We start from the raw sequence: 13584 nt of genomic DNA on the forward strand, positions 1-13584 counted from the left end.
TCCGCTAACGAGCATAATTGTAAGAGGTTGCTGTGGTGGAGGATTGAGGGGGGCTACGAAAAGCTTTTGCGGTCGGAGATGTTTTAGACGCAGAAGCTTTTCATGTTTTCAGAATTGTAGATTTGGAAAACGGGGGGAGAGCCATGGGCGGAGCTGAAGAAAAGAGAAAACGGCTGGAACTGCTGATGAAGCAGGTAGTGATGCCGGAGGGAGTGGTGGAACCTTATTTCCTGGACGGTTGGATTGAGCAGGTGGAAATAAGCCGTACCAATAAGGATTGGAATATTATCCTCGCTAAGGAAACGCTGGTTCCCGCTCAGGTATATCGGGCCTTCTGTATTCAGGTACAGGAGAAAATGAACCACATCGCTAAAATCACCTTTCGGTTTCGGTATAATGAGCAGGTTCAGTCTGCGGATATCATCAGTGAATACTGGAAGCTTTTTCTGGAATGGGTGCACCGTGAAATCCCATCCGTGAACGGCTGGATGAACCGGGCTGTACATGAGTGGGAAGACGGCCTGTTATTGCTGACGATGAGCGATAGCATGTCACTGGAGCTGGCACGCAAAAAGCAGATTGACCAAGCAATCATCAAATTCTACGATAAATATTTTGGTCTCTCGATGCGCATTAAAATCCAGGTGGGTGAAAGTAACCAAGAGGCCTTGCAGCAGTTCCAGGAGAAAAAGATGCAGGAAGAACGTGAAGTTATTCAGCAGATGATGGAAAGCATGGAATCAGAAATGCCGCCTCTGGATGAAGAGGAAGGAGATGTACGGCTTCAATTTGGCTATGACATCAAGGAGCCGCCTGTTCCGATGCAAGACATTCAGGATGAAGAGAAGAAAGTCACGTTGCAGGGAACGATTTTTGGTCTCGATAGTAAAGAGCTGCGAAATGGAAGTACATTGTTCACCTATTATTTGACTGATTTTAGTGACTCGCTGCAAATGAAAATGTTTGCCAAAACAAAAGAAGATCTAAAAATTCTCAGCTTGCTGGCTAACGGAAAATGGGTTAAGGTCCGTGGCCGCGTCGAATATGATCGGTTTATGCAAATTCCTGAGCTGGTTATGATTCCTTCTGATCTGGTAGAGGTGCAGGCTCCTCCTTCCCGTAAAGATAATGCAGACGAAAAACGGGTTGAGTTTCACCTTCACACAAAGATGAGCGCGATGGATGCTGTAAGCTCTATTGACCAGTATGTTAAAACAGCCGCCAAGTGGGGGCACAAGGCGATTGCGGTCACTGATCATGGTGGAGTGCAATGTTATCCCGATGCCGCTAAGGCTGCCAAGAAAAACGGAATTAAAATGATTTACGGTATCGAGGCCAATGTGGTCAACGATGCGGTTGAGGTTGTAATGCAGGCACAGCCGCTTAATTTGAAAACAGCGACTTATGTCGTTTTTGATATTGAAACCACCGGGCTATCAGTTACACAAAATAGAATTATTGAAATTGCCGCTGTTAAAATGCATGAGGGTAAAGAAATAGACCGTTATGCCACCTTTGTAAATCCGCATGAGCGTATACCCTACAATATCCAGCAACTGACCAACATTAACGATGAAATGGTCAAGGATGCACCGGATGTGGAGCCTGTTATGAAGGAGTTCGTTGCTTTTGCTGGCGATGCTGTGCTGGTTGCCCATAATGCGCGATTTGATGTCGGTTTTATCCAGGCTACTCTTAGGAATATGGGATTGCCTGAGATGACGAACCCGGTACTGGATACACTGGAATTGGCCCGTTTGCTGTTTCCAACGATGAAAAATCATCGTCTGAACACATTGACCACCAAATACAAGGTTGCGCTCGAAAGCCATCACCGGGCCATTGATGATACAGTTGCGCTAACTGAAGTGCTGAATGGACTTTTGAATGATGCGGAACAAATTAAAGGTATGAAAATGCTCGACCGCTTGAATGACTATGTGGGTAAGGATTTATCGACCGTTCGTCCTTTCCATTGCTGTATTTATGCGCTGAATCCGATTGGCAAAAAAAATCTGTACAAGCTGGTTTCAATGTCACATACTGAATATTTTAAGCGTGTCCCTTGTATCCCTAAATCAAAATTGTCAGAGATGAGAGACGGGCTGCTTATTATTTCAGGTTGTGAAAAGGGTGAGTTTTTCGAGGCTGTGCTGAACAAGTCGGAGGAGGAAGCCGAGGAAATTGCACAGTTTTATGATGTGCTGGAGATCCAACCTTTAACCATGTACATGCATCTGGTGGAAAAACAACTGGTAAGTGGCCCTGATGCTCTGAAAACGGCAGTTCGTAAAGTATGCGAAATTGGGCGGCGGCTCGATAAGCCCGTTATTGCTACAGGCAATGTTCACTATTTGGAAACGCGTGATAAGCTGTACCGTGATATCACGATACATGGAATTACTGGTTTTAGCCCGTTAAAAGATATCCGAAAACCGGATGCGCATTTTCGCACGACAGACGAAATGCTGGCAGAATTCGAGTTTCTGGGCGAGGAGAAAGCCTATGAAGTCGTTGTGAAGAATACCAGCGAGCTGGCGGAGCGGTTTGAGGAACTGGAGCTGTTCCCTGACAAGCTGTTCACGCCTTTGCTGGATGGGGCAGACGAGGAAATCCGCAATACCTGCTACGAAACGGCTAAATCCATTTATGGTGAGGAATTACCCGAGGTGGTCGTAGCCCGTCTTGAAAAAGAACTGGAGCCGATTATTAAATATGGTTTCTCTGCCAACTATCTCATTTCCGAGCGACTGGTTAAAAAGTCCAATCAGGATGGATACCTGGTAGGTTCGCGGGGTTCTGTTGGATCTTCTGTGGTCGCTACCTTTCTTGGTATTTCCGAAGTTAATCCACTGCCTGCACATTATATTTGCGGTAATCCTGAATGCAGATTTAGCGAATGGATTTTGGATGGCAGCGTGCCGAGCGGATTTGACTTGCCTGACAAAAACTGTCCGAAATGCGGTGGCAAGCTGAAGGGTGAGGGGCAGGATATTCCGTTTGAAACGTTCCTAGGGTTTAAGGGGGATAAAGTTCCCGATATTGACTTGAACTTCTCCGGGGAATATCAGCCAGTGGCACATAACTATACGAAAGTACTGTTTGGTGAGAAAAGCGTATTCCGTGCTGGAACCATCGGTACGGTTGCAGAAAAAACGGCCTTCGGTTTTACGAAGAAATATGAAGAGGCGCATCATAAAAAATGGCGTGGGGCCGAATTAAACAGGCTGGCTTCCGGCTGTACGGGCGTTAAACGCAGCACCGGACAGCATCCGGGCGGGATTGTCGTCGTTCCAGATTATATTGAGGTCGAGGACATTACGCCAGTACAATTCCCGGCTGATGATACAAGCTCAGAATGGAAAACAACGCATTTTGATTATCATGCTTTTGATGCAAATTTACTCAAGCTCGATATTCTGGGCCACGATGATCCCACCATGATGAGGATGCTTCAGGATTTGACTGGGGTTGACCCAACGACGATTCCGATGAATGATCCGAAGGTTATGAGTATGTTCAATTCCACGGAGGCGCTTGGTGTAACGCCGCAGCAGATCCGTACTCCAGTCGCAACCTATGGTGTACCCGAGATGGGAACCAAGTTTGTACGTCAAATGCTAGTGGAATCACAGCCGAGTTCTTTTGCCGATTTGCTGCAAATATCGGGTCTGTCCCATGGGACGGGCGTATGGTTGGGGAACGCGCAGGATTTGATCAAAAACAATACCTGCAACATCAAGACCGTAATCGGTTGCCGGGATGATATCATGTTATTCCTGATTTATAAGGCGGGGATGGATGCAGGTCTGGCCTTTAAAATTACGGAGAGCGTGCGTAAAGGTAAGGGGCTTAGTGCGGAATGGATCGAGGAAATGAAAAAATGCAAGGTGCCACAATGGTACATTGATTCCTGCCTCAAGATCCAGTACATGTTTCCAAAGGCGCATGCCGCAGCCTATGTTATTTCAGCAGTGCGGACCGCCTATTTCAAACTGTATCATCCGATTGAATATTATGCGACCTATTTCTCGGTACGCGCCGCCGATTTTGATATTGAACTGTGTTGTCAGGGGTATGATGCCATTGCACGGAAAATTGTCGAAATCGAGCAGCTCGGTTTTCAGGCTCCACCAAAGGAAAAAGGAATGCTTCCGATCCTGGAAATGGCGCTGGAAATGACGGCTCGCGGCTTCAGTTTCAAGACGATTGATTTGTACCGTTCCGAGGCTACTCGCTTCAAGGTAGACGGAGATTCACTCATTCCTCCGTTCGGAGCGCTTCAGGGGATTGGGGAAAACGCGGCACGTAACATCGCAGCCTCCCGTGAACAGGGTGAATTTTTGTCTGTCGAGGATTTTCAGCAAAAGTCGAAGGCTAGTAAAACGATTGTCGAAATGCTGTCCCAGATGGGCTGTTTCCGTGGACTGCCAGAGAGTAATCAACTGTCTCTTTTTTAATTGAAATCCCGTTAGTCAAGCTCTAGCACTTGTCACATAACTACGGTTATGTTATAATTTTTTTGGTAATCATGGAGATAAAACCGTTGCTTAAAGAGTGGGGAAACCCACTCTTTACTGTTTGATATACAGTTACAACGTAAAAAGACGATTTTTGGGCAGAAACCGGTACACCGGTTTATTTGCAGTGAGCCCAAAATAAACATTACATCAAATGAAAATGGAAAATGCCGGTGATGGAGAAGCATTGTCCATGGCAATGGGGCGTCTCTTTTTCACCACAGGAAAGTTTACTTTTGGAGGTTATAATCTTTGAGCACACCAAAGATCAAGTCAGTAGTAGAAGAAATGGCCCAACCTTACCTCGATGAGCATGGTTTTGAACTGGTTGATGTCGAGTATGTCAAAGAGGGCAGCAATTGGTTTCTTCGCGTTTTTGTAGACAAAGACGGGGGAATTGATCTGGACGACTGTAGTATGATCAGTGAATACCTGGGTCAAAAGCTGGACGAAAATGACCCTGTTTCTACAGCGTATTTTCTGGAAGTGTCTTCACCAGGCGCTGAAAGACCGCTGAAAAAAGCGGAAGACGTAACCAAAGCGGTAGGCAAAAATGTATTCGTTACTACATACGAGCCGATCAACGGCCTGAAGGAATTTGAAGGTCGTTTGCTCTCTTTTGAAGATGGGGAACTTACCGTTCAGAGCGGACAAAAGAAGCATGCTATACCTTATGACAAGGTGGCTGGAGCTAGGCTCGCGATCATATTTTAATTCGGATTTGACCGTTGCTGTTTGACATGTACTTCATGTTTTTTTTGCCTCGTGTGCCGACCAGGACGCAGGTGCATCATTTGAAAGGGGGAGCAGTAATCCATGAGTATGGATTTTATTGAAGCAATGAACGAGTTGGAACGGGAAAAGGGGATCAGCAAGGATGTGCTGTTTGAGGCCATTGAAGCAGCCTTGATTTCCAGCTACAAACGGAATTTCAACACCGCACAAAACGTGCGTGTCGATATGAACCGCAACTCGGGTGTTATTAAGGTATATGCGCGCAAGCTGATCGTTGAGGAGGTATTGGATCCTCGCACCGAGATTTCGCTGCCAGCGGCTCGTGAGATTAACCCGTATTTTCAGCTGGAGGATATTGCTGAGATTGAAGTTACTCCTCGTGATTTTGGACGCATTGCCGCACAAACAGCGAAGCAGGTCGTAACCCAACGTATTCGTGAAGCAGAGCGCGGATTGATCTACAACAAGTTTGTGGACAAGGAAGAGGATATTGTAACAGGGACCGTACAACGTCAGGACCCGCGTAATATTTATATTGACCTGGGTAAGGTGGAGGCGGTTCTCCCGTTGGGCGAGTTGATGCCTAATGAGAAATTCAGCCATTTGGACCGGATTAAGGCTTATATTACCAAGGTAGAGAATACGACCAAAGGGCCGCAAATCATGTTGTCCCGCTCACATCCAGGTCTGCTTAAGCGTTTGTTCGAACTCGAGGTGCCGGAAATTTTTGACGGTGTCGTTGAGATTCGTTCTGTAGCGCGTGAAGCAGGCTTCCGTTCTAAAATCGCAGTTCATTCCCGCAATGTCGAGGTAGATCCGGTCGGTTCTTGTGTAGGACCGAGAGGAACGCGGGTGCAGACGATTGTGAATGAGTTGCGTGGTGAAAAAATCGACATTGTGCGTTATTCCGATAATGTTGACGAGTATGTGGCTAATGCACTGAGCCCGTCCAAGGTGCTTGAGGTGCAGGTGTTTGAAGAAGAAAAAATGGCGCGTGTCATCGTGCCGGATTATCAGCTTTCTCTGGCCATTGGTATCAAAGGGCAAAATGCCCGCCTTGCTGCCAAGCTTACTGGCTGGAAAATTGATATCAAGAGCGAAACGCAGGCGGAGGAAGAACTCGGTAGACCGAGAACATCCACCGATGAAATGCATCAGGATTCCGTTTCTGTAGATTAAACGGAGTGTAGGGGGATTAATGCATGAAACAAAGAAAGATACCTTTGCGCAAGTGTGTGGCCTGTCATGAAATGATGCCTAAGAAGCAGTTGATCCGTGTCGTCAAAACCCCTGAAGACGAAGTGCTGATTGACTTGACTGGCAAAAAGTCGGGACGCGGTGCTTACTTGTGCGGCAAAGCCGCCTGCTTCAAGCTTGCTCAAAAAAGCAAGGCACTGGATCGGGCATTGAAGCACTCGGTTCATTCTGATATTTATGAGCAGCTAAGTCGTGATTTTGCTGCCGTCGAGGAAGAATTCCTGGCGGCACAAGGCAGCGTGCAGGATGAATAAGGCGCTGTCTGGATTGGGCCTTGCCATGAGAGCTGGCAAGCTGCTAACAGGTGATGAGATCGTTTTTAAAGCGATCAGGTCTTCAGAAGCCAAGCTGGTCATTCTTGCGAAAGATGCTTCAATGAATACTCAAAAGAAATTCCGCGACAAATGCGGGACGTACAAAATCCCCTTATTGATAGGATTTGACCGGGAAAGCTTGGGAAGCAGCATCGGCAAGCCTGAACGGGTTGTGCTGGCTGTGACGGATCAAGGATTCGCGAAATTGATCAAGAAACATGCGGGGATAATGTCGGAGGTGGAGTATATTGAGTAAACAAGAAAGCAAAGACAAAGTTCGGGTATACGAATACGCCAAATCGTTGAACATGAGCAGCAAAGAAATTATCACCATTCTTAAACGGCTGGATATTCCCGTGAACAACCATATGAGCGTCATGGAACACGATGCTGTGGGTAAAGTGGAAAGTTTTTTTAAGGATATTAAATCCAATGCTGCGGCCAAGCAAGGCGGAGCAGGCACGGCGCAAGTAAGCTCGAACCAGGCCGGTTCAAGTCAGAATAGTGATCAATCAACTGAGCAAACCAAAAATCAACAGGAAAAGCAGGTAAGTATGAATAGGACAAACAACAACCAAAACAGTAACCGAAGCAGCGCTCCAAAAGCGCAAGGCAGTCAACAGGGCGGTCAAAACCGCAGTCAGAGTACAAGTAGACCAAGTGGACAGCAAGGTAGCCAGAATCGTAGTGGCGGCCAGCAACAGGGAGGACAACAGCGCCCGAGCACTAACACGGCTTCGCGTCCTCAAGGTAGCCAAAGCACTAACTCTCGTCCACAAGGGAGCAATCAAGGTGGTACGGCAGTAAGAACGGCTTCATCCACGGGAAGTAGCAATGCGAATCGTAGCGGTGGTGGCAATCGTACAGGCAGCAACTCCAATAATGGCGGTAATCGTTCTGGTCAAGGTCGTTTTGACGATAACCGTCAAGGAGGAGGACGCGGCGGTAACGGTGGTCGTGGTGGCAATAACCGCGGTGGTAGCAATCGTGGTGGGAAATTCAATAATCGTGGCAGAGGTCAACAACAGGAGCGCCGCGAGAAAATCGACAACACGCCTAAGAAAATCATTGTGCGTGGTGAGATGACAGTAGGCGAAACAGCGAAGCTTCTCCACAAGGATGCATCGGAAGTTATCAAAAAGCTGATCACGCTTGGAACGATGGCGACCATTAACCAGGAACTGGATATGGATACTATCCTTCTGCTTGCCGGAGATTTTGGTGTAGAAGTAGAAGTGAAAATTCCGGTCGAAGAGGATCGCTTTGAAACAGTGGAAGAAAACGATGATCCAGACCTACTGAAAGCACGTCCTCCCGTTGTTACGATTATGGGTCACGTCGATCATGGTAAAACAACATTGTTGGATGCTATTCGCTCCACTAATGTAACGGGTGGCGAAGCTGGTGGTATTACACAGCATATCGGTGCGTACCAAGTTGAAATCAACAGCAAAAAAATCACTTTCCTGGATACACCAGGTCACGAAGCGTTTACGGCAATGCGTGCCCGTGGTGCTCAAGTTACGGATATGACGATCATTGTTGTTGCAGCTGATGACGGTGTTATGCCACAGACAGTTGAAGCCATCAACCATGCGAAGGCAGCTGGTCTGCCGATCATCGTGGCTGTGAATAAGATCGACAAGCCGGATGCGAATCCGGATAAAGTAAAGCAAGAATTGACTGAGTATGAATTGGTTCCTGAAGAGTGGGGCGGCGATACGATCTTTGTCAACGTTTCTGCGAAACAGAGAATGGGTCTTGAGGATCTGCTCGAAATGATTCTGCTCGTAGCTGAAGTAAATGAATACAAAGCGAACCCGGATAAACGGGCACGTGGTACGATCATTGAAGCTGAACTGGACAAAGGTCGCGGTTCCGTAGCCCGTATCCTCGTTCAGAATGGTACACTGAAAGTCGGCGATGCTTTCGTAGCAGGTAACTGTTTCGGACGTGTACGTGCCATGGTCAATGACAAAGGCCGCCGTCTCAAGGAAGCTGGTCCTTCCACACCAGTTGAAATCACTGGTTTGACAGAAGTTCCACTTGCTGGCGATCCGTTCATGGTGTTCGAGGATGAGCGCAAAGCTCGTGCAATCGCTGACAGACGTTCGATTACGCAACGTCAGTCCGATCTGGGCAGCAACACCCGCGTAACGTTGGATGACCTGTTCCAGCACATCAAGGATGGCGAGATGAAAGATCTGAACGTCATTATCAAGGGTGATGTGCAAGGTTCCGTCGAAGCGCTGAAAGGTTCCTTGAACAAGATTGAAGTTGAAGGTGTACGCGTTAAAATTCTTCACAGCGGTGCAGGTGCAATTACCGAATCCGATATTATTTTGGCTGCGGCTTCCAATGCCATTGTGATTGGTTTTAACGTTCGTCCTGATAATCAGGCCAAATCTACAGCTGAAGCAGAAAAAGTGGATATTCGTCTGCACCGCGTCATTTACAATGTCATTGAAGAAATCGAGCAAGCTATGAAAGGCATGCTGGATCCTGAATATAAAGAAAATGTGATTGGGCATGCTGAAGTTCGTAACGTGTTTAAGGTCACTAAGGTCGGTACGATTGCCGGTTGTATGGTAACGTCCGGTAAAATTGCCCGTTCAGCAGAAGCGCGTCTGATACGTGATGGCATTGTTATTTTTGAAGGTAAAATCGACTCACTGAAACGCTTTAAGGACGACGCAAAAGAAGTTGCCCAAGGTTACGAATGCGGTATTACCCTTGATGGCTATAATGATGTTAAGGAACTCGACATTATTGAAGCGTTCGTCATGGAAACAGTGGAGCGCTAACGGCAGAGAGGTGAGCATCCATGGCTAAAATACGTACAGGTCGGGTTGGCGAGCAGATTAAGAAAGAGCTGAGCCAACTCATCCAAACTGAATTAAAAGATCCCCGTATCGGTTTTATTACGGTAACAGGTGTCGATCTGACAAACGATTTGTCCCAAGCGAAAATTTACTTGAGCGTGCTTGGGGATGAGGAGCAAAAAACTTCTTCCCTGAAAGCATTGGACAAAGCGAACGGTTATCTTCGTTCCGAACTTGGCAAACGGATACGGCTGCGCCATATTCCTGAGCTGATTTTCAAAATTGACGAATCTATCGCTTATGGCAGCCGGATTGAAAAGCTGCTAAGTGATATCGATAAGGATGAAAAATAGCAAGAGCTAGTTTATCCGAAGGAACCATGAACTGAATGTAAAGGAGACGGCAATGCATACCTATGAACAGGCGCTTCAACAAGCGAAGGAATTTATTCTGGAGCATGATGATTACCTGATCGTATCGCATGTACAGCCGGACGGAGACGCAGTCAGCTCCACCGTAACGGTGGGCTGGCTTCTCTCATGTCTGGGGAAGAAATTTACCATGCTGAATGAGGGAGCTATCCCCAAACGCATGGATTTTTTATGGCATGCCGATGAGATTATGGATATGAGCCAGCAACCGCCGGAACGGAAATACAACCGGATTATTTGTGTGGATTGTGCAGATTTTCGTCGTGTTGGTCTAACAGAGCAGTTTTTTGCGGAAGATGCCATCATTTTGAATATTGATCATCATCCGACGAATGATGCGTATGGAACAGTTAATGTGATTAAGTCGGATGCTGCGGCAACGGCAGAAATTCTTTTTGATCTACTGGAAAAGTTTGCGATCAACTGGGACGTTGAAGTGGCGACGGCTGTATATACCGGACTGCTGACGGACACAGGAGGCTTCAGGTATTCGAACACTTCGCCTAAAGTCATGTCTACAGTGTCACAGCTGCTTGCCTATGGTGTAGACGGTCCCTATCTATCCGAGATCCTGCTGGAAGAAATGACATTCCCGCAAATGAAGGTCCTGACCAAAGCATTGCAAACGCTCGAGACTTCGGAGGATGGTAAAATCGCCTGGGTGGTTGTAACCCCTGACGATATGAAGGAATGCGGAGCTGTTAATGAGGATTTGGAAGGTATCGTCAATTATCCGAGAAATATTCGTGGCGTTGAAGTAGGCATTTTCTTTAAAGTGACTAGTGATCAAGCGGTCAAAGCCAGTCTGAGATCGGCAGGTAACGTTAACGTAGCTGCGCTTGCTCAATCGTTTGGGGGCGGGGGACACGTACGTGCTGCAGGTTGTCGTCTGGAGGGTAAGCTGGAGGATATTATTGAGGTCGTTGTAGGGCGGGTGAAGGCCGAGCTATGAAACCGATGAAGCAGGAACAAGCAACTTGGGAAGGCGTGCTACCCGTCTATAAACCCGCTGGATTCACCTCTCATGATGTGGTGGCCAAGACTCGCCGTTTGCTGGGAATGAAGCGAATCGGACATACCGGAACACTTGATCCTCAGGTGACGGGCGTGCTGCCATTGTGTCTGGGACGTGCTACCCGGGTAGTTGAATACATGCAGGAGCTACCTAAGGAATACCATGCAACATTACGCTTGGGACTTGCCACGGATACAGAGGACCTTACGGGTACGATTACCGAGAAGTGTGACCATCCAGTAGAGGTAACAGAAGAGGAAGCCAAAGCGGTTCTGGAACGTTTTGTCGGTACGATTTCCCAAGTGCCGCCAATGTACTCGGCCCTCAAAGTGGATGGCAAACGTCTATACGAGCTGGCCCGAGAAGGCAAGACCGTAGAGCGTAAAAGCCGTGAAGTGACTATTTACGAGCTGGAAATGACGGGATTCGCGGAGACGGGATCATATGTGGATATTTCTTTTCGTGCATTATGCTCCAAAGGAACTTATATCCGTACGCTCTGCGTCGATATCGGCCGCGAATTGGGATATCCTTCGACGATGGTCAAGCTGGAACGAACCATGTCTGCGGGGATTCCTGGGGATCGTTGTTTAACATTCGAAGAAATTGAACGCTACGTAGCGGATGGCAGCCTGGGTGAGCGGCTTATTGCCACTGATGAGGCCATTGACTATATGCCTGATCATACGGTGACCGAAGTGAAGGTCGCTGCCGCTCTCCAAGGTCAGCGCTTGTCGCTGAGCATGATTTCTCCGCCTGTGACGGACAGCCAGCCATTCCGGTTGTATAAAGAGGATCGAACGTTTTTGGGCGTATATGGACGGGATGAATCAGGGGCTATCGCGCCAATTAAAGTTTTTTTACCTTGAATTGTGCTATAATTTTGACGAAGTTAGTCAAATGATGTGAAATGCAGGTGAAATAATATGATTACCGTATCGTTATCTTATCCATTGAGCGATGAGCTTTTGCACCAATGGGGACGTTCACAGGTCACGGCGATCGGTCAGTTCGACGGTCTTCATCTCGGACACGCAAGTGTCATACGCAAGGCTGTCGAGCTGGCTCGGGAACAGGAAGTGCCGGTATCTGTTATGACATTTCATCCTCACCCAAAGGAAGTCATGAAAAAAGGCGACTATGAAGGCTATTTGACCCCGCTTGTGGACAAGCAGGATATCTTGGCCGATATGGGTGTGGACGTACTTTATATTTTGAGATTTGACGAGGACTTTTCCAAAGTCAGCCCTGAGGCGTTCATCACGGACATCTTGCTTCCACTGCAGATTCAAACGGCAGTAGTGGGCTTTGATTTCCGGTTTGGCTACCGGGGAGTCGGACATGAGCATACACTTCGGGAACTGGGAGGAGAACGTATGTCCGTCCACACCGTACCGCCATTCGAGCTGGATGGGGAAAAAGTGAGCAGCTCCAGCATCCGCCGTGCCTTGCAGACAGGGGATTTAACGCATGCCTCTCGCTGGCTGGGACGCTCTTACCACATTCGGGGCACCGTAGTGGATGGAGAGAAGCGTGGACGCACCATTGGCTTCCCAACAGCCAATCTCAAGCTGGATGATACTTACGTAATTCCAGTCAATGGCGTATATGCTGTACGGGCATTGGTGGGTGAGTGTTGGAGAAGCGGGGTAATGAATGTAGGGGTTAAGCCTACTTTTCATGAAGGTGTGCTGAATCCGTCGTTTGAGGTTCATCTGTTTGATTTTGACCAGCAGATTTATGGCGAGCCTGTGCTGGTTGAGCTTCATCATTATATCCGTCCTGAACGCAAATTCTCTTCAGTGGACGAGCTGATTACCCAGATCGGCAACGACGCACAAACGGCTAAAAAGCTGTTAGGCTAATTTATTTACATAAGACAGGCGCTGTGTTATACTGACTTATGTTGTGTAAACAACGATGAACCTTGGCTTGGTTGTCCGCTTTCACCAGCGACTACGAGGCTAATGGCGATTATAATGAAGGAGGTGAACAGGATGGCATTGACTCAAGAGCGTAAACAGCAATTGATCGAGGAGTACAAAACTCATGAATCCGATACAGGATCTGCAGAGGTACAAATCGCTATCCTTACTGAAAACATCGTTAACTTGCAAAGCCACTTTCGTTCGCATAAGAAAGACCATCACTCCCGCCGCGGGTTGTTGAAAATGGTCGGTCAGCGTCGTAAACTTTTGGCTTACCTGAAGAAGACTGATGTTAGACGTTACAGTGCGTTGATCGAGCGTCTCGGACTGCGTCGTTAATTTTCAGACATGTAATGAGAAAAGAAGCCTGGTTGTTCACCGCTTGTCCCTGCTAAGGCGACGGCGGACAGCAGCCGGGTTCTTTTTTGAAGTAAGGAATTTTTTTGACGTACAGATCCTTTAGAAGTGCGAGTCTAGTAAGGTTCTGGTGCTTATAATGCATAGGGCTTCTTATGAATCAGGCCTGTCTAGGAAATACTGGATATGTATAGAACTTTTACTA

11 protein-coding genes are annotated in these 13584 nt (G+C 47.4%); all 11 read left to right on the forward strand.

Annotation, left to right across the window (positions count from 1 at the left end):
* Window positions 1–143: 143 nt before the first annotated feature.
* Entirely contained in the window at window positions 144–4460 is a 4317-nt protein-coding gene (locus ACIFQM_RS15965) for a PolC-type DNA polymerase III (RefSeq protein ID WP_430040201.1), read from the forward strand.
* A 312-nt stretch (window positions 4461–4772) separates the two neighbouring features.
* Complete coding sequence (gene rimP, locus ACIFQM_RS15970; RefSeq protein WP_014281118.1) at window positions 4773–5234, forward strand: ribosome maturation factor RimP; 462 nt, start codon at window positions 4773–4775, stop codon at window positions 5232–5234.
* Between the two features lie 102 nt (window positions 5235–5336).
* Window positions 5337–6434: a transcription termination factor NusA gene (gene nusA, locus ACIFQM_RS15975; protein WP_430065763.1), complete on the forward strand. Its 1098-nt coding sequence runs from the start codon at window positions 5337–5339 to the stop codon at window positions 6432–6434.
* 23 nt (window positions 6435–6457) lie between these two features.
* Window positions 6458–6766, forward strand: a complete 309-nt coding sequence (rnpM, locus tag ACIFQM_RS15980; protein WP_430040198.1) for an RNase P modulator RnpM — start codon at window positions 6458–6460, stop codon at window positions 6764–6766.
* Window positions 6759–7082, forward strand: coding sequence for a L7Ae/L30e/S12e/Gadd45 family ribosomal protein (locus ACIFQM_RS15985; RefSeq protein WP_025720915.1), 324 nt, complete (start codon window positions 6759–6761; stop codon window positions 7080–7082). The genes rnpM and ACIFQM_RS15985 overlap by 8 nt, the downstream gene beginning before the upstream one ends.
* The gene (infB, locus tag ACIFQM_RS15990; protein ID WP_430040196.1) at window positions 7075–9630 is read left to right on the forward strand and encodes a translation initiation factor IF-2; all 2556 of its coding nucleotides are present in this window, start codon (window positions 7075–7077) and stop codon (window positions 9628–9630) included. Before ACIFQM_RS15985 ends, infB begins: the two co-directional genes overlap by 8 nt.
* Window positions 9631–9650: 20 nt before the next feature.
* Window positions 9651–10001, forward strand: coding sequence for a 30S ribosome-binding factor RbfA (gene rbfA / locus ACIFQM_RS15995; protein ID WP_014281122.1), 351 nt, complete (start codon window positions 9651–9653; stop codon window positions 9999–10001).
* A 52-nt stretch (window positions 10002–10053) separates the two neighbouring features.
* Window positions 10054–11031 carry a DHH family phosphoesterase gene (locus ACIFQM_RS16000; protein ID WP_430040194.1) on the forward strand — a complete coding sequence of 326 codons (978 nt, stop codon included), beginning with the start codon at window positions 10054–10056 and terminating at the stop codon, window positions 11029–11031.
* On the forward strand, window positions 11028–11963 hold the full coding sequence (truB, locus tag ACIFQM_RS16005; RefSeq protein WP_430065765.1) for a tRNA pseudouridine(55) synthase TruB: 936 nt from the start codon (window positions 11028–11030) through the stop codon (window positions 11961–11963). Before ACIFQM_RS16000 ends, truB begins: the two co-directional genes overlap by 4 nt.
* Window positions 11964–12020: 57 nt before the next feature.
* Window positions 12021–12959 carry a bifunctional riboflavin kinase/FAD synthetase gene (locus ACIFQM_RS16010; protein ID WP_430048615.1) on the forward strand — a complete coding sequence of 313 codons (939 nt, stop codon included), beginning with the start codon at window positions 12021–12023 and terminating at the stop codon, window positions 12957–12959.
* A gap of 132 nt (window positions 12960–13091) precedes the next feature.
* Entirely contained in the window at window positions 13092–13361 is a 270-nt protein-coding gene (rpsO, locus tag ACIFQM_RS16015; RefSeq protein ID WP_014281126.1) for a 30S ribosomal protein S15, read from the forward strand.
* Window positions 13362–13584 lie beyond the last annotated feature (223 nt).

The organism is Paenibacillus sp. NRS-1782 (assembly GCF_050467685.1).
Classification (GTDB): Bacteria; Bacillota; Bacilli; order Paenibacillales; family Paenibacillaceae; genus Paenibacillus; species Paenibacillus terrae_A.